This window comes from Nitritalea sp., assembly GCF_054166705.1.
The window spans coordinates 1-26,080 of sequence record NZ_JBSZCV010000001.1 but is presented as its reverse complement, the minus strand read 5'-3'; the positions used below and the strand labels follow the sequence as shown (position 1 = coordinate 26,080).

Genomic DNA, 26,080 nt, shown 5'->3' with positions numbered 1-26,080 from the left:
GACATGAAAAAAAATAGATTCAACTACTTTATACTGGGCCTGGTGTTTACACTGAGCTCTTGTGCAGAATGGTTAAACGTGGAGCCTCGGCAGTCGGTAGATTCAGCTACTGCCTTGACGAGCCCAGAGGCCATTACGGCAGCGACGAATGCCGTCTACGCACGTCTTCGTCAGGTGACAATGTACGGCAGAGATTTTCTGGCGATCCCAGAATTATTAGCGGACAATGCCTTTAACACAGGGGCTGGAAATCGTCTGGTGGGACAGTTTAATAACAACCCAGGCGCTCATATGAACAACTGGCAGGCTGCTTACTTCAGTTTGAATCAGATCAATCTGATTTTCGAAGCCTTAGATGAGCAGGCCTTTGTAACGGATTTTGAGAACAATATCCGCGGTCAGTTACACTTCTTACGTGCCTTAATTTATCATGATTTGATGCGGGTGTATGCCTACGATCCTACTGCGATTATCGAAGAAGTGAATAAGGGCGGGGTTCCTCTTTTGACTACGGGTGTGCTTGCGGTGAATCAGATTACTCTTCCCGCTCGTGCCAGCATCGAGGAGGTTTACAACTTTATTTATAATGACCTAGAGCAGGCTTACGGGTTTTTACTGCCTGTCGGCAATGCACGTCGTCCTCATTTTGCGACGGCAGGAGCTGCGGCTGCCTTATTTTCCCGTGTAGCCCTTTACAATGGTGATTATCAGCGTGTAATTCAGCAGGCGGAACTGGCTTTCTCAAGTGGAGCGGCTACTTTCCCTTCTGATCCAGTAGAAGTGTGGAGATCGCCTGTGCATCCGGAGTCTTTCTTCGAGATTGTTTTTGCGGCTCCTGATAACATCGGAGCAAATGAATCGCTTCGCGCTACCTACATGACGCGTACTTTCTTGAATGACCCGAACCCGGCTTCTCATGGAAACGTGGTGTTTACGGATGATTTATTTGCGCAGTTTGCAGCAGATGACTTGCGTCAGGGTTTGATCCAAAGAGGCCTTGGGGTGAATACAAACTTCAGAGAAACGAACAAGTTTGCCAGCAAAAATGGTGTTCCTAACCTGGATAATGTTCCTGTTATTCGCTTTGCAGAGGTAATCACCAATAAGGCAGAAGCGCATTATCACTTGGGACAGTTCGACCTAGCGCTGCAAGAGTTAAATCGTGTACGTACGCGTGCGGGCCTAGAGGCGCTAAGTGGCTTATCAGGCCCTGAGGTTCTGGAAGAGATCCTTATCGAGAAAAGACGTGAATTCTGCTTCGAAGGGCACCGTTTCTTCGATCTGAAGCGTCTGGGTCGAGATATCGTGAAAGAATTCGGCGTGATTGAGTTTAATGATTTCCGTATTCTGAATAACATTCCAAACCGAGAAATCGAGATTAATCCTAATTTAGAACAAAACAGAGGGTACTAAACGCTATGAAAACAATACAAAAACAAGCTACTTTCCTGTTCGCTTTCCTGATGAGCTTTTTGCTTACAGGCTGCTTTGAAGACATCGACCAGCGTTTTCTCTTTACTACGCTAACCGTGGAATTTGATGATTCTGTAGGAAGAACTACTGCACCTGGACTAGATTTTCCTGTCATTGGAACGCTTCGAAATAATGCAGGTGTACGTCAGTATCGGGTCAATTTATTCGGTGGTCTGCATGACCAAGATATTGAAATCGAGGCGCGCATCGTAACGTCAGCTACCACGGCGCAAGAAGGCGTTCACTTTAACCTGCCTCAGGGCCGCATGGTGCGTATCCCTGCAGGTGAGGCCTTTGGATTCGTGACAGTAGAGATACCAGAGCTCACGAATACCCAAGCGGTGCGTCTAGTATTTGAACTGCAGCCTACCGAGGAAGTGCGCGCTAGCGCTAATAACCGACGCATCGGCATCGACATCCGTCGTTAATAGAAACATGTAAAACAATCTTCATACTCACTTCAAAGGACCGCTGTTTCAGCGGTCTTTTTTTTGCCGGCTATTTAGGTTTTAATTCAGCATTCGCGATCTGCTTTCTCCTCCTATGTCCTAGTGCGTTTTAAGTATCCTTTCGCTACTTTTCGGCTGTGTAAGTGTTGGTTTACTTCCTGCGGCTGCAGTTTTAGCAAGAGGGCGTACGCTCTTCCTGGGCGCGTTCCCCCGAAAATTGGCTTGTAATCGATTGTGTCTACTTTTTATTTGAATAACGCTAGTATGGGGACTAGGTGGTGGAAAAAAAATAATGTAAATTTTTTTTGTTCATACATTGACTTTAAGTTTTTTCTTTTTATTTTGGTCAAACTATAAAGGATTTAGTCAACCAATTGTTCTATTAATCAAGTTTGGATGCGTTAGACATCGGTAAATTAAATAATTTATGAAATGAAAAAGTTTATTGCCGTTTCAAGTATCGTATGCTGTTGCGTTTTTTCATTGCCGTTTTTAGGAGTAGCCCAAAAGGAGAAATTAGAATCGGATGGTGGAAAAGGGCCTAAGGAAGTTTTCTGTGTCAAGTCCCCTAAGGTTAAAATAAGTTATAGCCAAACAAGTGGTGCATCCGTTGGGGTGGAGTTAGGTTTTGGATCAAAAGTAGCCTGCAAAGCTGCTTTTCAGGAAACATGTAATTCAACATTGTGTAAATAAATTTAATTGCATCCCCTTTTTTGGGGATGCAACTTTAGCTTTCTGATTAGTATGAGGCAATCTATTCTTTTAATGGCCGGCGTCTTGTTTTGGTTTGCCTGCAGTGCTCCGAAAGAGCAAGCGGCGGAGGGCGTAGAGCAAAGGGAATTTGGTAAATTCGCAGAGGTGGAGGAATTTGATATCGTTCCTTTCTTTAAAAAATCGAGCTATGTGCTTCTGGATGTGTCGGCGGAAGTAGCACTTTATCAGGCGGATAAAATCCTAGCAGGTGATGGCAAGTTTTTTATTTTAGATGCCGAGTTAGGGGAGGGGATCTTTATTTTTGAGGAGTCAGGTGCTTTTGTGGCTGAAATACCCCTAGGCGGAAATGGTCCCGGTGAGCTACCTGATGCTGAAGATATGGCCTATGACTGGGATAATCAGACGCTTTTAGTACTTGGTGCTTATGGAAGAAAACTATTTGAGTTTAGCAGTGAAGGAAAGTACCTACGGGATAGGGCCTTCCCAGACGATGGCTTCTATAATTATATCGCCTATGCGGGAAATGGGCTCGTGTATCTGCATACCCTTCCGAGTCCCACATTCGCGCAGTCCGAAGGTGCCCCCTTGCTCAGCGTTCTGAAAGCTGAAAATTTAGAGCGCGTGGCTGAGCATGTTCCTACTCCTGCAGGCTTGAGGTATTCCATTACGGGAGAGAAGCCCTTAACCGTTCAGTCGGGTCAGGCAGTTTTAGCGCCTGCCTTCGGGACCCGTATTTTTTTCTTTCAGGAAGAGGGAGCATTGGGGAAGCAGCTCATGCTGCAGGACGTAGCGCCTACCGACAATTTCTACGAGCGGGAGTCCTTTAATCAGTTTATGGATCTTTTAGCAGAAAGAAATCAGTTGGCATTTGCCGATAATTATGTGGGAACAAAAAATCTGGAGCTGATGCTGCTCGTGAAATCAGGGGCTCTGACACGCTGGGGAGTTTTGAATAAGAAAAACGGCCAGTTTCAATTAGCCCAGACGCTGGTGGATGAAAGGCTTGGTCTTCCCCTGCTACCCCACTTGGAAATCCATGATAAAAAACTGATGAAACTGATAGAGGATGAGTTTTTTGACATGTACCTAGACCAAGAGGAACATACGGATCTGCTGGCTACATTAGAAACAGTAGTTCCTGGATTTAAAAATCAATCTCGAAAATTTATTTTATGTGTCTATGAAAATTAAGCGACTTGTTTCTTTTTTTCTGATAGGGCTGTTTTCCTTTGCGCTGCAGGCGCAGCAGCCTAAATCTGCACCTAAGGGCATGGTCCTCGTGCCAGGTAATGACACGATTTCTGCCTTTTATATGGACCAATATGAGGTTACAAATGCAGAATTTTATGCCTTTGTACAAGCTACCGGGTATGTCACTGTGGCGGAGCGCATCGGGGGCGTTAAGATAACCGTTCCTCGTAAGGGCTGGCAAGTTTCTGAGGATGAAACATGGCGTACACATCCTTATTATGCCAAGAGAGGCATCCCTCTGGATATGGCCACGGAGCCAGCGCTTCAAAATAGGCCGGTGATGGCCTTGGCGCCGGAGGACATTTTAGCCTATGCCCAGTGGGTAGACAAGCGTATACCTACTTATGACGAGTGGGTGCATGCGGCTAAAGCGGGTCAGTCAGATTACCCCTTTCTATATCCTGGAGGGGATAAAATCAGGCAGGTGGCCTGGTACGAAAAGAATTCAGATAATTATTTTCCCGAACCGGTGGGGACCAAAGCACCGAATGAATTAGGAATTTATGATCTCGCAGGAAATGTACAAGAGCTTGTCTATTCTGTCCTTAACCCAGGGCAGTTCGTGCGGATAGGCGGCTCCTTTGTGGACGATAAAGGGACCTGTGAAATCGGAAAGATTACGAATAATGCACAGCTCAATTGGCCGATCGATTGGCCTTCGGGAACCTTGGGAATTCGGCTGGTGAAAGACTTGTAGGTATAGAACACTTGGGAGGTGTTATGCGATTTCGGGATATTTTTCGTACGTTCGCTACTGTCGTATACGTACTTAAAAGCAATCTTTTCATGTCCACATCACTTTCTTCCCTCGGTAGGGCTGCCGCCCAAAGTCCCTCTCGTGTAGATTTAAACCTCTACTTCGAAGGCATGCAAAACCGCTACCACCCCACGAAAAATCCGCAGGGCAAGCTGCTATTAAATGTAGCAGAGAATCTGTTGAACTGGCCCTTTTTACAGCAGCGCCTGCATGGCTTGGCTGCGGAAGAGGCGCCGCCGGAGTGGGCAGCTACGTATGGAGATCCGGCCGGTGTTCCTGAGTTTCGTTCCGCTATTGCTGATTTTTTGGGGGAGCATCTCTTTGCGCAAGCGCCCCCTGCGGAGACCATCGCCACCGCTGTCGGCGCTACTTCCATCATCGAGATGAGTGCTTTCCTGCTCGCTGATCCAGAAGATGTAGCGGCCATCCCTGCTCCTGCCTATCCTGTTTATAGGGCTGATCTGCAGGCATTCGCCCGCGTTCGTCGGGTGGATATTCCGGTGGCGGACACCTTAGCGCATCGCGGTCCTTACCTAGACCTCCCTCTCTCGGCAGTGGAGGAGCAGGCCACAGCACTCCGTGCAAAGGGGAAGCGCATGCGCATGCTTATCCTCACCCAGCCCGATAATCCGACGGGAGGTATTTACCGGGAGGCGCAGTTGGAGCAGCTGGCGCAGTGGTGCATGGCGCAAGAGGTGCACCTGATTGTGAATGAAATTTATGGGCTCTCGCAGCTGGACTGGAGTCATCCTGAGCTGGCTGCGCAGCGTATCGAAAAGCCTCATTTTTGCAGCTTTGGGACTATCATGGCGCGGCATAAAAGTCCCTACTTGCACCTTTGGTATGCGTTTTCTAAGGATTTAGGTCTTTCGGGCTTCCGTGTGGGCGTTTTGCACAGTTACTCCGAGGCGCTGATCCAGGCATTCCGGAATACGGCGCTCACCCATGGGATGTCAAATTACACCCAGTGGATACTGACCCGCCTTTTGGCAGACAAAGCCTTTATGCAGGAATTTTTAACCCGTCATAAAAAGGCGCTGACTGACGCATTTGTGCAGGTGGCCAGGGCTTTTGCCCCCCTGCAGGTACCTTATTTTCATGCTGCAGGTAGCTTGTTTGCCTGGTTTAGCTTGCAAGACTGCTTTCCTTCCGGGCAAGAACCGGATGAGGAGGCGCTCTGGCTGCGCATTTATGAGGAGACGGGCGTGCTGCTTACTCCCACAACTGGTTTTGGGCATCGCCAAAAGGGTTATTTTCGCATGGTGATCAGTGGGATGAGCGCTGAGGATTTAGGGGAGGCCCTAGCTCGCCTGACTGCCTTTATCCAGCGCTGCAGGGAAGCGAGGTGAGGAAGCATGCTTTGGCCCATGGGCCAAAAACAACCTTCGTTCCTTCCATCGACCGCTTGTAAGGATGGATTTTTTGTGTTCGTGGGAAATGGTTACCTTCGAGCACACCATCAAAATAAATGAAACGCATGAAATACCTGTTGCAAGCATTGCTTGTTTCCCTACTGCTGGCCGCCTGTTCGGGAGCTGGCACGGAGGCAGACCTGATTTTTACCGGGGGTAAAATTTACACTGTGGAGCCGGATCAGCCGGAAGTGGAGGCCGTAGCTGTGAAGGATGGCTTGATTTTGGCGCTGGGGACGCTGGAGGAGCTGGACGTTTACCGCGGCAATGGCACCCAGCTGATCGATCTAAAAGGGCGCACGATGACGCCAGGCTTTATCGAATCGCATGCGCACCTGTTGGGCATCGGGTATAATAAGTTGGACGTCGACTTGATGTACGTTAAAACCTACGAGGAGCTGGTCGAAAAGGTCGCTGAGGCGGCTAAGGAGATGGCTCCTGGGGAGTGGATTACGGGGCGTGGCTGGCACCAGGACAAGTGGATCCAGATGCCGGAGCAGACGGTAAAGGGCTTCCAAACCCATGAGGCTTTAAGTGCGGTAACGCCGGATAATCCGGTGTATCTGGCCCATGCTTCGGGCCATGCCTCCTTTGTGAATCAGAAGGCGATGGAGCTGGCGGGCATCACGGTGCTGGGCTCCGAAAATCGTGTGCAAGAGGTAGAAGGAGGGGAGGTCATTCGCGATGCGCAAGGGAATCCCACGGGGGTTTTAGTGGAGCGGGCCTCTTACTTGGTGAGCAAGTTAGTGCCGCAGGATACGCCGGAGCGTATGGAGCGAGCGCTGGAGCTGGCGCTGCAAGAGCTGGCTGAGAAGGGAATTACTTCTTTCCATGATGCGGGCAGCGGGCAGGATGTCATCGATCTGCTGGCCCGATTTAAGGAGGAGGGGCGTCTGACGGCGCGGATGTACGTGATGCTGACGAGCCGGCAGCCGGAGCTGCTCCAAGAGTGGTATGCGAAAGGGCCGCTTATCGATGAGGACCACCTGCTGACGGTGCGCTCGATCAAGTTGAACATGGACGGAGCGCTAGGCCCTTGGGGGGCGTGGCTGCTGGAAGATTATACGGATAAGCCGGGGCATAGAGGGCATGAGACGATGCCGATTAATCTGGTGACAGAAGTGGCGGAGAAAGGCTTGGCGCTAGGCTTTCAGGTTTGCTCGCATGCGATCGGCGACCGCACGAATCGCGAGGTGCTGGACCGCTATGAGGCGGCTTTCGCGAAGTTCCCAGAGGTGCAGGATCACCGTTTCCGTATCGAGCATGCGCAGCATTTGCATGTAGACGACATCGACCGGTTCGGTGCTATGGGCGTGATCGCGGCGATTCAGGCGATTCATTTGAGCTCGGATCGTCCATGGGCTATTTGGCGGCTCGGCCCCAAGCGCATCAAGGATGGGGCCTATGTTTGGCAGAAGTTATTACAGTCGGGTGCGGTGATATCGAATGGCACGGATGCGCCGGTGGAGCCATTGGATCCGATTCCCTCTTATTTTGCGTCTGTGACGCGCCAGACCTTAGCGCGCGAGCCGGAGGAGGGTTTCGAGCCGGATCAGAAGATGAGCCGTGCGGAGGCTTTGAAGTCATACACGCTGGATGGCGCCTATGCGGAATTTGAGGAAAACTTTAAGGGTAGTTTGGCTGTGGGCAAGGCTGCTGATTTCACGATTTTCGATCAAGATTTGCTGACGGTGGCGGATCAGGACCTGTTAAAAACGAAGGTAAAGATGACTGTGGTCGGCGGCAAGATTGTCTATACTGCGGAGGATTAAGAAGCTGTCTAAGCGCGGCTCCTATCAGGCGATTTTGCCTTCTGTGTAGAGGTCGTAGGCAGCTATAAGTGTCTGGCGCTCGGGGCTTTGTTTAAAGCGCGGGAGTGCCAGCACTTGTTGCCTTTCTTCTAGGTAAAGCACTTGGTAGGCTCCTTCCAGCTCATCCCAGAGGATGGCCATATAGGCGTAGGGCATTTTCGAAGCGCGTCCGGCTTCTAGCCAGCGGTGGAAGCGTGTTTCGGAGAGGGGAGCGGGGTAGTCGGGGCTTTGGAAGAGCATAAGAAGTTATTTTTTTGGCCGGCAGGCCCTTTATGAGGCGAAATTACATGCTATTTTTTAGAAGACAAGGGTATGGAGTGCTGATGTGCCCAACGGAAGGCCTCACATTCCTCGCGGTTGGGGCGGTAGCTGCTGCCTGAGGGAGGCAAAGGATCTTTTAATGATGGAAATTGCTCAGACCGATGTTTAAAAAAGAATTGCCATTTTTTACTTCATAGTTTGATAATCTAATTTTTATGGTGATCGGGATAGTGCTTCTTAGCTTTAGTAAGCCGAAGAAAAGTTTTTATGAATTACCCCCAGCACTATGCCTAGTTTCTTAACCTCTAAAACCTTTAATCATCTTTTTTTAACTCACTATGCTGAACTTGTGCATTATGCGCAAAGAAAAACAGGCCAGCTTGAACTTGCTGAAGATGTGGTTCAAGATGTTTTTTGTCAGATGTGGAAAAATCGTCAAACTTTAAGCCAGCCAAAAGAGATCAAGCCCTACCTATATGCTTCGGTAACCTATAAAGTATTTCGTTATTATGCCAAAAATAAGTCAGAAGGCGTTTTTTCTACCCTTGAAGAGCCCGTGAGTAGAAATACAGAGGAGTTTCTGAGTTTTGAAGAGCTCTATGAACAGTTGCTTTTAGCCTTAGCCAAGTTTTCTGACAGGGATCGCTATATTTTTGAGGCAAATAAGTTACTAGGTGTTCAGATTTCCGAAATAGCTTTTGAGTTAGGGCTTTCTTCCCAGACGGTTCATAATCGTATGAATAAGGTGGTAAAGAAACTGAGAGAAGAGTTGGAGCGGCAGCATCACTTGTTTTTTTAGCACACTGCATATGAAGTTTTTATGATCTATATTTCATTATGTTCATGATTTGGTAATCACTTTTTGCGGTAAGCAAATCCAAATTTTGGCACTTCAAGGGTATAGACCAGATATATATGCCTAAGAATATAAGCCAGGTCCTCTGGCGATTTTTATGTGGACAAGCTAGTGAACAGGATACAGATACACTTTTTAAGTGGTACACTTCTTTAGATGTTCGGTCCAGCGAGGGAGCAGACGTAGTTAAAATCGACAGTGACCGTGCACTTCAAGCGGTACAGCGACGGTTAGCGATACGGCCTGAACCTCTCTGGGGCCAGTATAGGTCTGCCTTACTGGTAGCCTGCTGTCTGATTCTGCTTGGATTAACGATATGGCTTCTTCCTATGATGAGTGATTCGGAAAATGTAGCAACGTTACCCAGCACCTACCATGAGGTTAAAGCAGCTAAAGGGGAAAGGAGGAAAGTTATGCTCTCAGACGGTACGGAGGTGCTTCTTAGGGGTGGCGCTACCCTTCGGTTTCCTCAGGTACTTGCAGCAGATAGAACTGTTTATTTGGATGGGGAAGCTTTTTTTCAAGTCAAAAGAAATGACGAATACCCTCCTTTTCAAGTGATTGTGGATGGGGCAATAGTTCGTGTTTTAGGAACTTCCTTTGCTATTTCACTTAAAGAGAATGTATCCAAAGGACATGTCACTGTACTAAGTGGAAGTGTGGAGGTTCAAGGTGAATCTGGTTACTCTGAGCGTTTGGCATCAAATCAACGGCTATCCTTAAATCGTTTGGCTGGCTTAGGCGAGGTTCAGGAGGTTGATGCTGCACTGGTGCTTCCTTGGACACAGGAGCGCTTAGTCTTTCGAGAGACAGCGCTACATGAAGTGATTCGCTCACTGGGTGATTTTTTTGAGCTAGAGGCCATCATTTGGAATGGTGGTGGGGAGTCTTGTCTGGTAACGGGAGAATTTGATCAGCTCGTCCTGCAGCAAATTCTCACTCTACTAGCACATACTACCGGATTAGAATTTACTTTAACTAAACAAATATTAGAAATACATGCAGAAAAAATAAGCTGCGGCACTACTGCCATAGTGCCACAGCCGGAAAATTAACTTATCAACAAGCTAACTCAGCAAAACTATGAAAAAAAATGTACTAATCCCGTTACTTATGAGGATTACGAGTCTCTTATGCCTTCAAGCTTTACTCTTTTATTTTGGGGTAGGCTTAGTAATGGCTTCCCGTGCAGATGCACAAGAATTAAAATCTGTACAAGTCTACATCAGTGAGCGGGCACAAAATTTATCTGCTCTTATGGATGAAGTTTCTTCCCAGACCGTATTTCGCTTTACCTATGCAGATCCAGTGATCGCTCAACAGCCGATCATGATCTCCGAGGGGAGCAAAAATATGGAGCAACTCTTAAGTGAGCTAAGCGAAAATGTCGGGCTTCATTTTTTACAGGTTGGTGAAGTAATTGCCATTAGTAAACGAAAGTACAGCCTTAAGGTCCCAGCGGTAGTCGATTTTCCAACCATAGTAGGTCGAATACTTGATGTTGAGGGTGAGCCTGTTCCTGGTGCTTCCATTTTAATACAAGGGTCTACCCGAGGTACGGTCACCGACGTGGATGGATATTTCTCTATAGAAGCAGTTCCCGGGGATATTTTACAGATTTCTTTTATCGGCTTTAGGACGGAACGTATCGAAGTTGGGAATAGGACGGAGCTTGCCATTACGATGCATTTAGATGAGAATTCTCTGGAAGAGTTTGTAGTAGTAGGTTATGGAGAGGTAGAAAAAAGAGAGTTAACGGGCTCTATTTCTTCTATTGGAAGGAAAGATATCGTGGCTGAACCTATTTATTCTTTTGAACAAGTTTTACAAGGTCGCGCGGCAGGTGTAGATGTGGTAGCGGACAGTTATCGACCTGGAGCAGGTTCTACGGTTCGAATCCGCGGTGCACGATCTTTAGTGGCTGGAAATGATCCATTAATTGTCATGGATGGTATCCCCATTGAAGGTAATTTAATGGATATCAATCCTTCTGATATTGCGTCCATTGAAATTTTAAAGGATGCCTCGGCTACTGCAATTTATGGGTCTCGAGGTTCCAATGGAGTTATTTTAATCACTACACGTAGAGGGTACGCAGGAGGAACTCAGATTGAATATAGCACTTTTGCAGGTATTCAAAAAATGGCGAATCGTGTCGACCTTATGGATGCAGCACAGTACATCGAAATGAATCGAGAAGCAGCACGGCATCAAGGGACTTATACAACGGATGAAGCCCTTTTTTTAGACTGGGAAATGGATGCGATTCGCAGCGGAGTAGATACGGACTGGCAGCAGGAGGCATTTCAAACAGGATTTCAGCAAAATCATCAATTAAGCGTTCGGGGTGGGACGGAAGACACACGCTATGCAATTTCTGGAACGTATTTGAACCATAAGGCAATCGTAGCAAATAATGATTTTTCGAGATTTGTGGGGAGAGTCAATTTAGATCAAAAGGTATCTTCATTTTTGCAAGCGGGCATTTCTGCTCAAGTGACGACGAGTACCGAATATCGTGGCGGCAATTTTAGGGACTTGATTCTAAGAAGTCCGTTAGACTACCCGGGACGTGCTCAAGAGGCCCTCAGGAGTGAGTTTGCCGTAGGTGAAAGTTTTCCTACGCTAGCGCTAGACCGAGATTTGTTTATTGATAAGCGTGACAGAACGCGAATTATTGCAAATTTATACACGGAAGTGAATGTAGCAAAAGGCTTAACATACCGATTTAATTTTGCGCCTGATTTAACTTTTAGTGAGAGAGGAACACATACTTGGCAAACGTCTACAGCGGCAGTCAATAGCTCAAGAGCCCAAAACTTACTCTATGAAAACTTGATTAACTATCAAGTGGAGTGGAAAAACATACACAAGCTGCGTGCGACAGCACTGTATAGTGTACAGACTTTTACAGGAGAAGGGATGGGGCTTTCGGTCCGCGGATTACCATTCGAACAGCAGCGCTATCACAATTTAGGCACGGCAGAAGAAACGACAGGCAGGAGTTCCTTTTTAACAGAATGGGCCTTGGAGTCCTACATGTTGCGCTTAAACTATAGCCTTTCAGATAAGTACTTATTCACCCTCACGGGTCGGGTGGATGGATCCAGTAGATTGGCCGAAGGAAATAAATATGGCTTATTCCCATCAGCAGCTTTTGCTTGGCTCTTGGATCAAGAAGGATTTATGCAACGACAATCGACTTTTGATGAGCTAAAGTTTCGCGTCAGCTACGGCGAGGTGGGCAATACAGGAATCAATCCTTACCAAACACAAGGCCGTGTTCAGCGTGTGGGCTATGCTTTCGGTGACGATGCAGTATTTGGGTTTCAAAGTTTGGAGTTAGCGAACAGTGCTTTGCGATGGGAACGAACACGACAAGTGGACGTAGGAGTAGATTTTTCACTTTTACGTGGTCGGTTAGCTGGCACAGTAGGGATATATCAACAAAATACCTTAGATCTTCTCATGAACAGGCAGCTTCCTCCCACCTCTGGTTTTGCGCGTGTATTAGAAAATGTTGGAGCCACACAAAATAGAGGATTCGAGTTTAATGTATCGTTTGTTGCTATTGAGGCTAATCGTCCAGGAGCTTTCCGTTGGACGACAGATGTAGTATTTCATGCCAATCGTAATAAAATAGTTTCCTTGTACGGTGGTAAAGAAGATGATCCGGGTAATAGGTGGTTTATTGGGTATCCAATTAATGTTTATTTCGACTGGGAATTTGAAGGAATCTGGCAGGAAAGCGAGCGTGATATTGCCGCAACCTACGGCCACGTCCCAGGTGATATACGTCTAAGAGATATAAATGGCGATGGCCGTATTGATGCCAATGATCGAAGAATTTTAGGCTCTGATGTTCCTTCCTGGACTGGAAGTATTAATAATCGCTTTAGCTATCGCAATTTTGATTTATCGTTCTTTGTATTTACTACCCAAGGCATAACAATTTTTTCTGAGGCAGGCGGAACCTCATTAGGAGGTATGATTAATCTTAGACGGGGCTATAACTTAAACTCTAGAAATATTCAGTACTGGACACCCGAAAACCCGAGTAATGACTTCCCACGACCTCGTGTACGTGGACATGATTACTCCACCCCGATGGGTTATTTCGATGCTAGTTTTATCCGCGTACGTAACATAACATTTGGATATTCTCTAGCGGATACTTTTACTAACCGGCTCGGAATCACACGTGCGCGCATTTATGGTGGCGTACAGAATCCGTTTACATTCACGGAATTCCCGGGCTTAGATCCTGAGGGTGCCCGAAATCACGATATGCCGAATTATCGCACCTTTTTACTTGGTTTAGACATTACCTTTTGACCGCATTAAAAATGAAAAAGCATTTCTATCTAATTTATATGGGAGCCTTTATGGCACTGCTGGCACAAAGTTGTGCCGATCTAAGTGAAAATATGATTACAGATACCGTCGCAGACGTACAATTTTCTACCCCAGAAGGCATAAATGAAGCACTTATAGGTGCTTACCAGCCTTTGCGTTGGTTTTATGGAAGGGAACCGGGTATGCTCATGAACCTCTATGGTACCGATCTTTTTCAAGAAGGCCAGAGCTACAATTCTTGGTGGGATTCCTACGGGCCAGGTTTAAACGCTTCTACTCGCTTGGAGCCCTCAGGAGGGATATTAGTCTGGGAGCATTTTTATCAAGGAATTAATTACGCAAATACGGTCATAAGTCGTGCTCCGAACGTTTCAGGTCTCGAACAATCTATAAGGGAACGTTACATAGCTGAAGCGAAGTTTCTTCGTGCACACTATTACTTCGTATTGGTGCAACATTTTGGTGCTATTCACCTCACTTTGGAAGAAACGAAAGAAGTAGAATTAGAGGCCTATAGAATGCCGGAAGAAGAAATATATGCTGCTATTCTTGCAGATTTGATAGACGCAAGTGAACACCTTCCCGTGCAACAGACTCAGTTTGGTAGGCCTACACGCTATGCTGCAATTAATCATTTGGCTAAAGTTTACCTCACAAAAGGAGATTTCGATCAGGCAGCTACACATGCGATCGATGTGATCGAAAATGGCCCCTATCGCTTGTTAGATAATTATGCAGATGTTTTTGACCCCTTTAACCAGCGACATGAAGAGGTGATATGGTCTGTACAATGGGGAGATAACCCAGAAGTAAACAATCCAGGTAATGAGCTTCAGCGTTTCTTTAGTCCACGTCAGTGGTTGCTGCCGGGTTTGATTGGAGATGATACTTATCATGTGGGTATCGCCCGCTTTTGGCCTACAGACTATGCCCTAACAACTCTATTTGGAAATGATTACCGAAAGGAAGGACTCCATATTCGAAATGACGCACGTTACAAGGAAACATTTAAAGAGGTTTGGCCTTACAATGACGCCCCAAATATCCCAGCAGGAAGAGCCTTAGGAGATACTGCAGCTTGGTTTACTAATGATCCGTTTATGCAGGAGTTATCTGATGACCAAGTAGCTGCTCTTCCATACCGTTTGATTCGAATCCAAGATAGAAATGATGTTTTCTCACCTACTATTCAGAAGCATCGCTATCCGAGACTTCGAAACAATGGAAGAGATTATATGTATATGCGACTAGCAGAAACTTACCTAATCGCAGCTGAAGCCTTAATGTTCCAAGGTAAGCGAGCTGAGGCGCTTAATTATTTCAACGTAGTAAGAAAACGAGCAGAAATACCCGGAACGAGCATTCCATTACTAAAAGAGGAAGAGTTAGATATCGATGCCATATTAGACGAAAGAGGTAGGGAGCTCGCAGGGGAATTGCACAGATGGCCAGACTTAAAACGAACGGGTAAGCTTTTAGAACGAGTGCGAAAGTATAATCCAAATGCCGCGAGCCTCATACGAGAACATCATGTACTAAGACCTATCCCTCAGTCTCAAATAGACCGAACAAGTAATCATTTTCCTCAAAACCCTGGTTACTAAGATAAAAAAACAAGGTCTTCGATCTATATTTTTTCGCGCAAAGGCTCCTGATGAGTCTTTGCGTTTTTTATAAATGCCCAACGGAAGGCCTCACATTCCTCGCGGGTGGGGCGGTAGCTGCTGCCTGAGGGAGGTATGCCTAGCTTTTTGCGGATGCGTAAAAATAAAGAAGAAGCTAAGGTCAGTTTTCGGTGCGCTCAAATTTCTTAAAATCTATTAAAATTTCGTTGCTTCCCCTAGTTTTTAGGCGTTGGCATTTGTTTTCTAACAGGAGAAGTGTTTATTTTGGTTTTGACTTATGTGTAGAAAATATTTTAAATAATTAATGTTTTAGCTGATTTCGTATGCGTACCTTGCGTTTTTCCTTACTTTTCATGCTGCTGGTGTTTTTCGTTACCCAAGCGCCTCTATTCGCCCAAAAGGCTAGTGAGGATCCCTATTTGCAGGCTATTTTAAGTTATTTTCAGGAGCTGGAAGCCAATAATCCGCGCGAGCGAGTGCATCTGCATCTGGATAAGCGCACCGTGACACCCGGGGAAACGGTCTGGTTTAAGGCCTATCTGACGGCCGGCAGCCGACGTCTTCCATCCCCACTTAGCCAAGTGCTGTATGTGGTGCTCTTCGATGGTGATGGACAAAAGGTGGAGGAACAGAAGATTCAACTCCAAGGTGGTCATGGACATGGTGCGCTTACCCTGCCTAATTTCGCAGCTGAAGGCCTGTACCGCGTCAAGGCCTACACCGCTTGGATGGAAAATTTCGGTGATGATCATTTTTTTTCTGCCGGCATCCAGGTAGTAGATGCGGAGAACGACAGTTTTTACCCTCTTTTCGAGGTGCTCGATGTGGTGGAAGGAGAGGACAAGTTGACCTATGAAATTCTCCTTCAGGCCGGGAATAAAGGCGGGCAGCCACTGGCGAATGCCGCTTTGCGCTACGCGCTTTTTGCCGAAGGCGAGCAGGTCCGGGAAAGTGAGCTGCAGCTAAATAGCCAGGGGGAGGCGCAGTTTCAGTTTAGCTGGGAAAAGCAGCCATTCAAGAAGCAGTATATCGAATTTTATTTTGTCGAAAACGAGTCCTATGAGGTGAGCAAGCGCTTCGCTATTCCCTACTCGTTTCACCAGGTGGATGTGCAGCTTTTACCTGAAGGGGGCCATCTGGTGGACGGCTTTAAGCAGACAGTGGCATTTCGCGCGCAATATCCGGATGGCAGTCCTGCCGAGGTGCTCCTGCGGGTGCAGCAGGGGGAGGAACTCACAGAGGTGCCTACCGTTTTCTCGGGTATGGGTGAGTTTAGTCTGCAGGTGGCCCGTGATGCTGCGCTCACGATAGAGGCTAAGGACCCCAGTTCTGAGGCCCGCTTTCCGCTAACACTGCCTGAAATTCAGGAAAAAGGGCTTGTACTTCAGCTGGTGGACAGGCCAGACCTGAACTATGTGACGGTTTTTATTCAGGGCAATGTGGAGGAGGACCTGGTACTGATTAACCAAAGTGAAAATCTAATTTCTTTTATGGTGCCGGGGGTGCTGACGAATGGCATCTGGGGCTCACGCATCCCGAAAAATACGCTTTTTCCTGGGGTGAACACGCTCACAGTGGTGACACGTGCTGGCAAACCTCTTTTAGAGCGCCAATATTTCCATGAGGAGGAGGAAGCCGTTTTCGAGGTGACTGTTCGAGATGAATCTTCTGGGAAGGGACCCCGTGCAGCGCAGCGCTTAGCGCTTCAGTTCGCAGAAGAGGAGGAAGGCCTGCCGGCCAAAGTTTCCGTAGCGGTCTTGGATGCGGCGCAGTCGGAGGACCCCACCTCTATGCCTGAAAACATATACACGTCCCTCTTTTTAGCGGGAGATCTGAAGGGAAAAATCCATCATGCGGCCTACTATTTTAAGGATAAGTCTGAAGAGACCTTGCGTGCACGCGACTTGCTGATGCGTACACAGGGCTGGCGGAAGATCAACTGGCAGCAGGTGCAGGAAATGGAGTTTCCGGAGGTAAAGCGCCTGATCGAGCGCGGCATTAACATCGAAGGACGCGTGGAGGAGTTGGAAAGTTCTCGGCGGGGCTTGCGCGGGGGTTCCATAAGCGCGATTTACGACGATGGGGAGGGCATCATCCAGACGAGCTTCGGAGAGGATGGGCGCTTTATTTTCGTAGAGATGGACTATTTCGATACGACGACGGTGGTGCTGTCGGCGAAGGACGAGCGTAAGGGGGAGTTTGTGAAAATCGTTTTAGAGGTTCCGGAGAGCTACTTCACTGCGCTAGATCCGGAGGTTTTGGCCCCGGGCCAAATTCCAGCAGCGCTGCTGGCCACTTTTAATGCGCGTCGCCTCATGAATACCATGCTGGACGAGGAGCGGCTCATCGACTTGGAGGCGGTGACCATTCAGGCGGAGACGATTCAGGCCGAGGACGAACGGCAGCGGAAGATTTATGGAGATGGTGATGTGACCGTACGGACAGACGATATCCCTGGTGCGGAGGGCTTTGTGAACGTGTTGCAGATGCTGCAGGGGCGTGTGGCCGGGGTGCGCATCGTGGCCACTACGTTAGGGGCTTCGGTGCAGATCAGAGGTGTGGGCTCTGTGCAGGGCGGTACGGATCCGCTGTTTCTTATCGATAATCAGCCCGTGGACATCGAGACGGTACTGACGATTAATCCGCGCGATGTTTCGTTTATCGATGTGTTTAAGGATCCTGCGAGGGCGGCGATTTTCGGCTCTCAGGGAGCAAATGGAGCGATCGCGATTTACATGAAGACAGGTGCTGAGCGAGCGCAGGCCAATTCCCCCGGGACGCTGCTCACCCGACAAGGGGGCTTCGCCATTCCGCGCGAATTTTATGTACCGGCATACGATGAGGAGGAGAAAAAAAACTTCTTAAACGATAAGCGGGTGACACTTTTCTGGGCGCCCGAGGTGGAGCTAGTCCCTGGCGAAACCGCTTACTTGGATTACTTTAACAGCGATGAAGCACCCAAGCATTTCGTGGTGGTGGAAGGCATGGATGAGGTCGGCCGCATTACGCGTAAAGTGCTGAGGCTGGGGGGTGACTAAGTGTGACATTTGGGGTTTTTCGTAAAATGCTTTAACTTAAAGGACGATTGACGAGGAAATCCATGGAAAATATCATTAGTTATTTCGAAACGATTCCTTCAAGCCACCGGACGCTTTTATTAGTCGGTGGCTTGACCTTATTTTGGGTACTGGAGTACCTGATTCCACTGTTTACTTTTTCGTATACCAAGTGGAAGCATGCGCGTACGAATCTTTTTTTGACGCTGACGACGGTGCTGGTCAATTTACCCCTGGCCTTTCTTTTGGTAAAGGCGGCGGACTGGGTGGTGGCTGAGGAGTTTGGTTTGCTCTACCTGGTGGAGCTACCGCTGTGGGCCTTTGTGTTACTGGGGATTCTGTTGATGGATTTAATCGGTGCTTATTTTATTCATTGGCTGGAGCATCAGGTCAAGTGGATGTGGCAGTTTCATCTGGTGCATCACACAGATCGGCATGTGGATACCACCTCTGCTAATCGCCATCATCCCGGGGAGTCGGTGCTGCGCTTTGTGTTCACCCTGTTTGCTGTTTTGATAGTAGGGGCACCTATTTGGATGGTGATGATGTATCAGTCGCTCAGCGTGGTGCTGACGCAGTTTAATCATTCGAATGTAGCGTTACCGCTGGCGGTGGACCGCGCCCTGGGCTGGGTATTTTGCACTCCAGGCATTCACCGTGTGCACCATCACGAGCAGCAGCCGCTGACAGACTGCAACTACGGTAATATTTTTTCTTTTTGGGACCGGCTTTTTGGGACTTACAGGGCGGTGGATAACCGAACCCTGCGGTATGGGCTCGACACACACCCAGATCCAAGGGAAAGTGATGACATTTGGACGATTTTAAAGCTGCCTTTCCAGCCTTATCGAAAGCCGCCGCATCGGGCAGAGCTTGTGCCTGGTCGTACGGAAGAAAAATCGGGGTTGAGCTGAAATTATCCCCTTATTAGGATGTTGTTACGGCTAAAGGGAATCAAATGAGCGGGAAGTGTGCGGGCTTTTCGCTCTTTTTTCTTTGCGCGGAGCGCCAAATAGGGCGAAGAAAAATAGGTACATCAGTAGATATGTTTTCTCTCATAGGATCCATGCGTGTATTTTCTCCGTATCTTTCCCCAAAATTTCTTCGAAATCTTCTATATGAAAAAAACTTCTACGCTGTTTTTTTTCGGTTTTCTACTGGTGTTTTTCGGTGGAATCCTAGTCCCATCTTTTGCGCAGCAGCTACGTGAGATCCAAGGGCAAGTGCTTGATGCGGAAGAGCGGATTCCTCTTATCGGGGTAAATGTGTTTTATCTCGTCGAGGGCCAGGCGGTGGGTGGTACCACGGACCTGGAAGGCTTTTTTATTTTGCAGGTGCCTGAAAGTCTGGGCCAGTTAAATTTTTCTTATGTGGGCTATGAAAATAAGCAGGTGACCCTGTTTCCGCAGCAGTTCAACTATGAGGTTCTCCTCAGTCCGGGTGAAAGCTTATCTGAGGTGGTGGTGACTGCCTTAGGGATCGAGCGGCAGTACCAGAACCTCGGCTATTCCTTGCAGCAGGTGCGTGGCAGTGAGCTGAGTGAGGTAAAGTCGGTGAATGTAGTGGATAATTTGGCTGGTCGTGTGGCGGGTGTTACGGTGACGCAGGGCTCCACAGGAGTGGGCTCTACTTCGCGTATCAGCATTCGTGGGGAATCGTCTTTTACGAATAACAATCCGCTCTTCGTGCTGGATGGGATGCCGATTAATAATGCTACCCTAGTTAATATTACCGATGATACGGCGAATGGGTTTATGGAGGTGGATTTCGGAAATGGCGCGATGGATATCAATCCTGACGATATCGAAAGTGTGACCATCTTAAAGGGGCCTTCTGCGGCGGCGCTTTACGGGGCTCGAGCGGCTAATGGGGTGATTCTGCTGACGTCGAAAAAAGGGGAGGGCCAAAAAGGCATAGGTGTGAGTATGAATACGAGCTTATTTTTCGACCGCCCCTTTCGGCTGCCGCAGTTCCAAAATGAATTTGGCCAAGGCAATTCCGGGCAGTTCGCATTTCGCGATGGGCTCGGTGGCGGTGTAAACGATAACATCACCTTCAGCTGGGGGCCGCGACTGGATGCAGGCTTGCTCATCCCGCAGTTTGATAGTCCGGTGACGTTACCGGATGGTACTGTGGTTCGCGGGGGTGATACCCGCGTGCATGGTGGTCTTCCGATCACACCGACACCTTTCGTTTCGCAGCCGAATAATGTGCGTGATTTTTTCGAGCTGGGTACCACGACCATACATAATGTAGCGCTGACAGCTGGAACGGACAACTTTAGCTCGCGGCTGTCCTTTACGGATCTAAACAGTGACTCGTTTATTCCAGGGGTAAACTTGCGCCGCCGCTCGGTGAATGGAAATTTCACTTTTCAGCCCATCGAAAAGCTGAAAGTAGTGGGGAACTTTAATGCATTGACGACGGGGAGTGATAATCGCCCTGCTACCAAGTACGGGTCGGAGAATATTAACTATGCTATGGTCGGCTGGATGGGCCGGCAGACGAACATCAACTCCTTAAGGGATTTTTGGCAGCCCGGTTTAGAAGGCATTCAGCAGTTTTCGTATAACTATACGTTCTTCGACAATCCTTTCTTCACGCTTTTGGAGAATAGAAATAGCTTCGACCGTTTTCGTGTGATCGGAAATGTGGCGGTGAGCTATGAGTTAAATGACAACTGGTCTTTCTTGGCGCGTTCGGGTGGCGAGCGTCAAAATGAGGAGCGTGCCTTCCGTCGTGCTTTTAGTTCGAATCGTTTTCCGTTGGGGGCTTTTGCGGAGCAAACCTTCTTTTATCAGGAGACCAATAGTGATCTTTTAGTGAATTATAAAAACACGTTTGGCAACTGGGACATCGCGATCTCAGGGGGTGCAAACCGGATGGATCAGCTTGCAGAGATGACGCAAGCCCAGACGTTACAGCTGGCACAGCCAGGGATTTTTACTTTGGCGAACGCCGCCAGCCCGATACAGTATTTTCAAGACTTCGGTAGAAAGCGGATAAATTCCCTTTATGGCTTCGCTAAAATAGGCTTCAAGGATTATCTTTTCGTGGACATTACGGGAAGAAATGACTGGTCTTCGGCCTTGGCGAATGCTGATGGCACGAACCCCACGGGCTTTTTCTATCCGTCGGTGTCTACGGCTTTTATTCCGAGTAATTTTTTCCAGCTTCCGGAGGCGATTAACTTCATGAAGGTGCGTGCTAGCTATGCAGAAGTGGGGAATGATACGGGTCCTTTCCAGACGATAGGTACTTTTCAGCCGCGCGTTCCTGTGGCGGGTAATCCTACCTTCAGCGAGCAGCAGGTAATCCCTAATGCCAACTTGCGCCCTGAGCGGATATCCAGCTGGGAGTTTGGGACGGATTTGCGCTTGTTACGGAATAAAATTGGGATTGACTTCACTTATTTCAATATGCTGACACGGGATCAAATCATCTCTCAGCCGATCGCCAATAGTTCAGGCTTTGATTTCCGGAACATCAACGGGGGTGCAGTACGGACTTTCGGGTATGAGGTCATGTTAGATTACAAGCCTATTCGCAGTAAAAATCTATTTTGGAACATTAATTTAAATTTCACTCAGTTTACGAATCGTGTGGAATCATTGCCTGGGGGTTCTTTTGTGCTGGATTTTAATCGCGTGTATGATAATGTGAATCAGACGGTTTGGTACATTGTGTCCGAGGGTGGTCGTCTGGGAGATATGTGGGGAACTGGATACTTACGTGATGAGCAGGGGCAGTTTATCGTCAATGAGCGGGGTGAGTTTATTAATGACAACAACCTGCGGCTGCTGGGTAATTATAATCCAGACTTTATGATCGGTATCGCGAACTCCGTTACGTATAAGAATTTTAGCTTGTCGGCATTACTGGACTGGCGCATCGGGGGGCAGGTGGTTTCCAGAACAACAGCTTTCGCGGGTGCTGGGGGGCAGTTGATCGAAACGGTGAACCGGCCGGAAGAAGGGATTATCGTGCCGGGTGTGGTGAATATTGGGACTGCGGAGAGTCCGAACTTTGTGCCGAACACCACTCCAATTCCTGCGGAGACCTTTTTCCGTCAGTTCTATGACCGAAATAATGAGGAAAACAATACCTTCAGCGCAGACTTTCTTCGCCTGCGCGAGCTGTCGATCGGCTATGACATACCTGCTGACTTTTTAAAGAAGCGGGCTAAGTCGGCGCAGGTCGCACTGATCGGTCGGAATTTGTGGATGTGGAGTCGTATTCCTCATTTTGATCCGGAGCAGGTATCCTTTCAGCGTCAGAGCGTCCAAGGGGGTGTGGAAGACATGGCCTATCCGACGCCGCGAAGTATGGGAGTTCGTTTACAGGTTAACTTTTAATTCCGAAAAGACATGAAAGCCATTTATATACGTATTCAGACAGCCTGCCTTTTAATCGTGTTAAGCTTAGGGGGCTGTGATCAAAATTTTACGGAGATCAACACAAATCCTACGGTACCGGTGAGTGTGCAGCCGGAGTTTTTACTGCGTCAGGTGTTATTTGATTACATCGAAAATGCATCTCATGAGGGGTTTGTGGCGGGGAATCTCCTTGGTCAGTACTTTATGGCTGTGGACTTTAACCTCTTCGATCGGCATAGTTTGACGCAGCCGCAAAACGGGGGGAATCCTTGGCCTTTTCTCTTTGAAAATCTTCGGGATAATGAAAACTTATTGGCTTTATCACGTGAAAACCCTGTTTTTCAAGTCTATGAGGGTCCGGCGCTGGTGCTTCGTGCGTTAATGTTCGCCCAGCTCACCGACTTATACGGCGATATTCCTTATAGTGAGGCGCTTCAAGGGCGTACGGGAGGGATTACCCAGCCGCGTTACGATGCACAGGAGGATATTTACTTGGGTGAGAATGGGCTTATCGCTACGCTGCGGGAAGCGGTGGAAAAGTTGCAAGCCGCTGCGGGGGCACCACAGGGATTGGCTGGCGATATTTTATTTCGTGGAGATTTAAAAAAGTGGGAGCGCTTCGCAAATAGTTTACGCTTCAAGCTCTTGATGCGTATTTCAGGGGCCGTCGATGTTCGTGCTGAGCTGCAGGCGATGTGGGCTGCTGGTGAATTGATTTTAGCTCCAGAGGACGATGCTTTTTTCAACTTCACCGCTGGGCAGCCGAATAATTTTCGATTGGTGACGGCTCGTGTAGGGGATTTTAATTTATTTTTGATGTCAGAAACGATGGAAGGCATCTTAAATCGCTTCGAAGATCCACGTGCGGGGCGTTATTTCCGGCCTACGGCTAACGATCCTCAGGCATTTCGTGGATTGCGAAACGGGCAGGATGCCTCGCAGCTCTCGATCTCGATAGCCGATTTCAGTCTTTCCGGTCGAATTTTCCGTGAGGAAGGTGGGGCGATGCGCGGGCAGTTTCTGACGAGTTTCGAGCAGAAGTTTTTCGTGGCTGAGGCCATGCAGCGGGGTCTGCTTTCAGGCGATCCGCAGCCCTGGTATGAGGCGGCGGTGCAGGAAGCTTTTGCCTTCTGGCAGGTACCTTTACCGGCTACCTACTTGAGTCAGGGTCCTGCGTCCTTTGCGACAGCAGCAGATAAAATCGAATTAATTATGGTGCAAAAATGGTTGGCTATGCCGGTAAATTTCTATGAAGGCTGGACGGAGCATCGTCGCACAGGCTTTCCGGCTTTACTTCCGGTGGCGGCCTCTTTAAATAATGGGGTGATGCCGCGTCGTATGCCCTATCCGGCTACCGAGGATGCGCTGAACAATGCTAATTTCCAGAAGGCTGCAGCGGCCACGGAGGGCAATAGTTTTAACGTAGACGTTTGGTGGGCGAAGAGATAGCAGTAGAGAGTTCCCTTTATGTGCTTGGGTTACAGTGGGGCATGGTGCTGGTGGGCTTTGGGGCGCTCCTGTACTATGCCCCTTTGGCCACGAGTGCCTATGAGTTCTTTCGAGGCGCTAAAAAGCATCAGGAGACCGGTTTTTGGGCGTTGACGGCCAGCTTGGTCATCTCTTGGCTTTTTGCTAAGTCCATTATGAATGCTGCCGACTTGGGATATGCTTTTGGGTTGGTGGGTGGCTTGGCCTATGCGACCTATTATTTGAGTTTTTTATTGACGGGGGGGATCCTTTACAGGCTCCGCACCCGCTTTGGTGCTACGAGTTTGCATCAGTTTTTAGGCAGTCACTATGGGCGTAGTGCCTTAGTGGTGTTCAGTTTGCTCCTGGCGGTGCGCCTTTTGAATGAAATTTGGTCCAATGCCATGGTAATCGGCTTGCACTTTGGCCCGCAGGGCAGTGCTCCCTATGTGCTTAGTATAGTCGTTTTTACCGCCTTAACGCTTGGGTATACGCTGAAGGGCGGGATGAAAAGCAGTATTTTTACCGATGTCATCCAGATGATTCTCTTCATCGGCCTTTTGGCTTTTATTTTAGGGCTTTTATTTCCAGAGATGGCCCGGCAGGAGCGCTCTTTCCTGGAAGGTAGCGTATGGTCTTGGGCGACGGGATTAAACTTGCTGCTGGTAGCGCTTTTACAGGCGCTGAGTTACGGTTTTCATGACCCGGTGATGACGGATAGAGGCTTTTTGGTGCGTCCGAAGAAGGCTTTGCTGGCTTTTGGGCTGGCCGGCATCTTGGGAGCGCTTTGTATTATCTGCTTTTCCTTTACGGGGGTTTTCGCGCGGGGGCTACCTATGGTGGGGGTGAGTCCTACGGTGGCTGTGACCCGTTATTTCGGAATAGGGATGCTGCTGGTGGTGAATGCGATTATGCTGACTTCTGCGGCCTCCACCTTGGATTCGACCTTTACTTCTTTCACCAAGCTGCTGAGTCGAGATTTACGGCTATTTCCAAGGGCAGGGGTGCAGATTTCGAAAGGGCGGCAGTTGATGGCTGTAACGGCTGTGCTGGGTAGCTTGCCGCTACTTTTCTCGCCCTCCTTGCTTTCAGCCAGCACGATTAGTGGCACGATGGTATTAGGTCTGGGTCCGGTGTTTTTGTTGCCGCGAAAGCGGGCCATGCATCCTCTTGCATTTCACCTGCCAGTGGTTTTGGGCTTTTTGGCGGGTCTGGCTGTTATTTTCGCTCCTGAGGAGAGTAGTTGGTACTTTACTACTGGTCCCTATGCGGGATTGCTTTTCTTTAATGTCCTTGCCTTTATAGGCGGCTTTCTTCTCTTTGTTCCATTATCTTATTTGACGTATGACCCTCGAAAAAACACTAAGTTGGCGACAAGCGGCACCCGATGAGTTACTGCTTTTTGGCGGTGTTTACAGTAATTTATCCGCCTTACGTGCGCTTCGTGAGCGTGCGGAGGTGCTTGGGATAGCTCCTTCAGCGTGTTTTTGTACGGGCGATGTGGCGGCCTATGGGGCTTTTCCGGCGGAATGCTATGCGCTATTGGAAGATTGGGGCGTGCATGCCATACGGGGCAATGTCGAGGATCAGTTGCTTTCTGGGGAGAAAGATTGTGGATGCAATTTTGAGGAAGGGAGTACCTGCGATATGTTGAGCAAGCATTGGTTTCCTTTCGTGCAGCGCCGCATTGGGGCACGTCAGCTGGCGTTTATGGAAGGCATGCCGCAGCTGTTACGGTGGGACTGGCAGGGGCTGCGGGTAGTTTTGCTGCATGGGGGCTACCCCGATCAGAGTGCCTTCCTGTTTCGTTCCAGTCCTGCTGCAGAAAAGGCAGCCTTGCTTGACCTGCTAAAGGCAGATATTGTTATTGCCGGGCACTGTGGGCTGCCCTTTTACGAGGAGCTGGAGAATGGTCTTTGGTTAAACCCGGGCGTTATCGGCATGCCTGCGAATGACGGTGGTACTCATACCTGGTTTGCGCGCCTTCGTGCGCAAAAGGGGGGTGTTTATGTGGCTTTCGAGCGCCTTGCTTACCCTTATTTGGAGGCGCAGGCAGCTATGCGTGCGGCCTGTTTGCCGGAAGCCTATGCGCTGACCTTGAGTACGGGGATTTGGGACAACTGTGACATTTTGCCGGAGGCAGAGGCCCGACAGCAGGGCTGCTCTCTAGCGCTTCCCGAAGGATTTTTCAGGGTTTTTTCTAGTCGTTAAGTTCG

The 26,080-nt window shown here is 48.6% G+C and carries 18 protein-coding genes; 17 read left to right on the top strand and 1 reads right to left on the bottom strand.

What is annotated here, in order from left to right:
• The first annotated feature begins 3 nt into the window (after window positions 1-3).
• From ACXIT9_RS00090 to ACXIT9_RS00060, 7 genes are all read left to right on the top strand, one after another.
• Complete coding sequence (locus ACXIT9_RS00090; protein WP_458054207.1) at window positions 4-1,413, top strand: RagB/SusD family nutrient uptake outer membrane protein; 1,410 nt, start codon at window positions 4-6, stop codon at window positions 1,411-1,413.
• A 5-nt stretch (window positions 1,414-1,418) separates the two neighbouring features.
• The gene (locus tag ACXIT9_RS00085) at window positions 1,419-1,901 is read left to right on the top strand and encodes a hypothetical protein (RefSeq protein ID WP_458054206.1); all 483 of its coding nucleotides are present in this window, start codon (window positions 1,419-1,421) and stop codon (window positions 1,899-1,901) included.
• A 453-nt stretch (window positions 1,902-2,354) separates the two neighbouring features.
• Complete coding sequence (locus tag ACXIT9_RS00080; RefSeq protein ID WP_458054205.1) at window positions 2,355-2,615, top strand: hypothetical protein; 261 nt, start codon at window positions 2,355-2,357, stop codon at window positions 2,613-2,615.
• 51 nt (window positions 2,616-2,666) lie between these two features.
• Window positions 2,667-3,827: a 6-bladed beta-propeller gene (locus ACXIT9_RS00075; RefSeq protein ID WP_458054204.1), complete on the top strand. Its 1,161-nt coding sequence runs from the start codon at window positions 2,667-2,669 to the stop codon at window positions 3,825-3,827.
• A complete protein-coding gene (locus ACXIT9_RS00070) occupies window positions 3,817-4,584 on the top strand; it encodes a formylglycine-generating enzyme family protein (protein WP_458054203.1) in 768 nt (255 codons plus the stop codon). The genes ACXIT9_RS00075 and ACXIT9_RS00070 overlap by 11 nt, the downstream gene beginning before the upstream one ends.
• A gap of 89 nt (window positions 4,585-4,673) precedes the next feature.
• Entirely contained in the window at window positions 4,674-5,993 is a 1,320-nt protein-coding gene (locus tag ACXIT9_RS00065) for an aminotransferase class I/II-fold pyridoxal phosphate-dependent enzyme (protein WP_458054202.1), read from the top strand.
• A 128-nt stretch (window positions 5,994-6,121) separates the two neighbouring features.
• A complete protein-coding gene (locus tag ACXIT9_RS00060) occupies window positions 6,122-7,828 on the top strand; it encodes an amidohydrolase (RefSeq protein WP_458054255.1) in 1,707 nt (568 codons plus the stop codon).
• 24 nt (window positions 7,829-7,852) lie between these two features.
• Here the strand turns inward: ACXIT9_RS00060 and ACXIT9_RS00055 are convergent, their stop codons facing one another.
• Complete coding sequence (locus ACXIT9_RS00055) at window positions 7,853-8,107, bottom strand: hypothetical protein (RefSeq protein ID WP_458054201.1); 255 nt, start codon at window positions 8,105-8,107, stop codon at window positions 7,853-7,855.
• A gap of 307 nt (window positions 8,108-8,414) precedes the next feature.
• Between ACXIT9_RS00055 and ACXIT9_RS00050 the strand changes: the two genes are divergently transcribed.
• The 10 genes from ACXIT9_RS00050 (at window position 8,415) to ACXIT9_RS00005 (ending at window position 26,075) form a co-directional block, all read left to right on the top strand.
• Entirely contained in the window at window positions 8,415-8,927 is a 513-nt protein-coding gene (locus ACXIT9_RS00050; RefSeq protein ID WP_458054200.1) for an RNA polymerase sigma factor, read from the top strand.
• A gap of 116 nt (window positions 8,928-9,043) precedes the next feature.
• Entirely contained in the window at window positions 9,044-10,039 is a 996-nt protein-coding gene (locus ACXIT9_RS00045) for a FecR family protein (protein ID WP_458054199.1), read from the top strand.
• A 28-nt stretch (window positions 10,040-10,067) separates the two neighbouring features.
• A complete protein-coding gene (locus tag ACXIT9_RS00040; RefSeq protein ID WP_458054198.1) occupies window positions 10,068-13,319 on the top strand; it encodes a SusC/RagA family TonB-linked outer membrane protein in 3,252 nt (1,083 codons plus the stop codon).
• Between the two features lie 11 nt (window positions 13,320-13,330).
• Window positions 13,331-14,944 carry a RagB/SusD family nutrient uptake outer membrane protein gene (locus ACXIT9_RS00035; protein WP_458054197.1) on the top strand — a complete coding sequence of 538 codons (1,614 nt, stop codon included), beginning with the start codon at window positions 13,331-13,333 and terminating at the stop codon, window positions 14,942-14,944.
• Between the two features lie 344 nt (window positions 14,945-15,288).
• Complete coding sequence (locus ACXIT9_RS00030) at window positions 15,289-18,003, top strand: hypothetical protein (protein ID WP_458054196.1); 2,715 nt, start codon at window positions 15,289-15,291, stop codon at window positions 18,001-18,003.
• A 62-nt stretch (window positions 18,004-18,065) separates the two neighbouring features.
• The gene (locus ACXIT9_RS00025) at window positions 18,066-18,935 is read left to right on the top strand and encodes a sterol desaturase family protein (protein ID WP_458054195.1); all 870 of its coding nucleotides are present in this window, start codon (window positions 18,066-18,068) and stop codon (window positions 18,933-18,935) included.
• Between the two features lie 204 nt (window positions 18,936-19,139).
• On the top strand, window positions 19,140-22,376 hold the full coding sequence (locus ACXIT9_RS00020) for a SusC/RagA family TonB-linked outer membrane protein (RefSeq protein WP_458054194.1): 3,237 nt from the start codon (window positions 19,140-19,142) through the stop codon (window positions 22,374-22,376).
• Between the two features lie 12 nt (window positions 22,377-22,388).
• Complete coding sequence (locus tag ACXIT9_RS00015; protein ID WP_458054193.1) at window positions 22,389-23,846, top strand: SusD/RagB family nutrient-binding outer membrane lipoprotein; 1,458 nt, start codon at window positions 22,389-22,391, stop codon at window positions 23,844-23,846.
• Entirely contained in the window at window positions 23,831-25,255 is a 1,425-nt protein-coding gene (locus ACXIT9_RS00010; protein WP_458054192.1) for a sodium:solute symporter family transporter, read from the top strand. The genes ACXIT9_RS00015 and ACXIT9_RS00010 overlap by 16 nt, the downstream gene beginning before the upstream one ends.
• The gene (locus ACXIT9_RS00005; RefSeq protein ID WP_458054191.1) at window positions 25,209-26,075 is read left to right on the top strand and encodes a metallophosphoesterase family protein; all 867 of its coding nucleotides are present in this window, start codon (window positions 25,209-25,211) and stop codon (window positions 26,073-26,075) included. The genes ACXIT9_RS00010 and ACXIT9_RS00005 overlap by 47 nt, the downstream gene beginning before the upstream one ends.
• The last annotated feature ends 5 nt before the right edge of the window (window positions 26,076-26,080 follow it).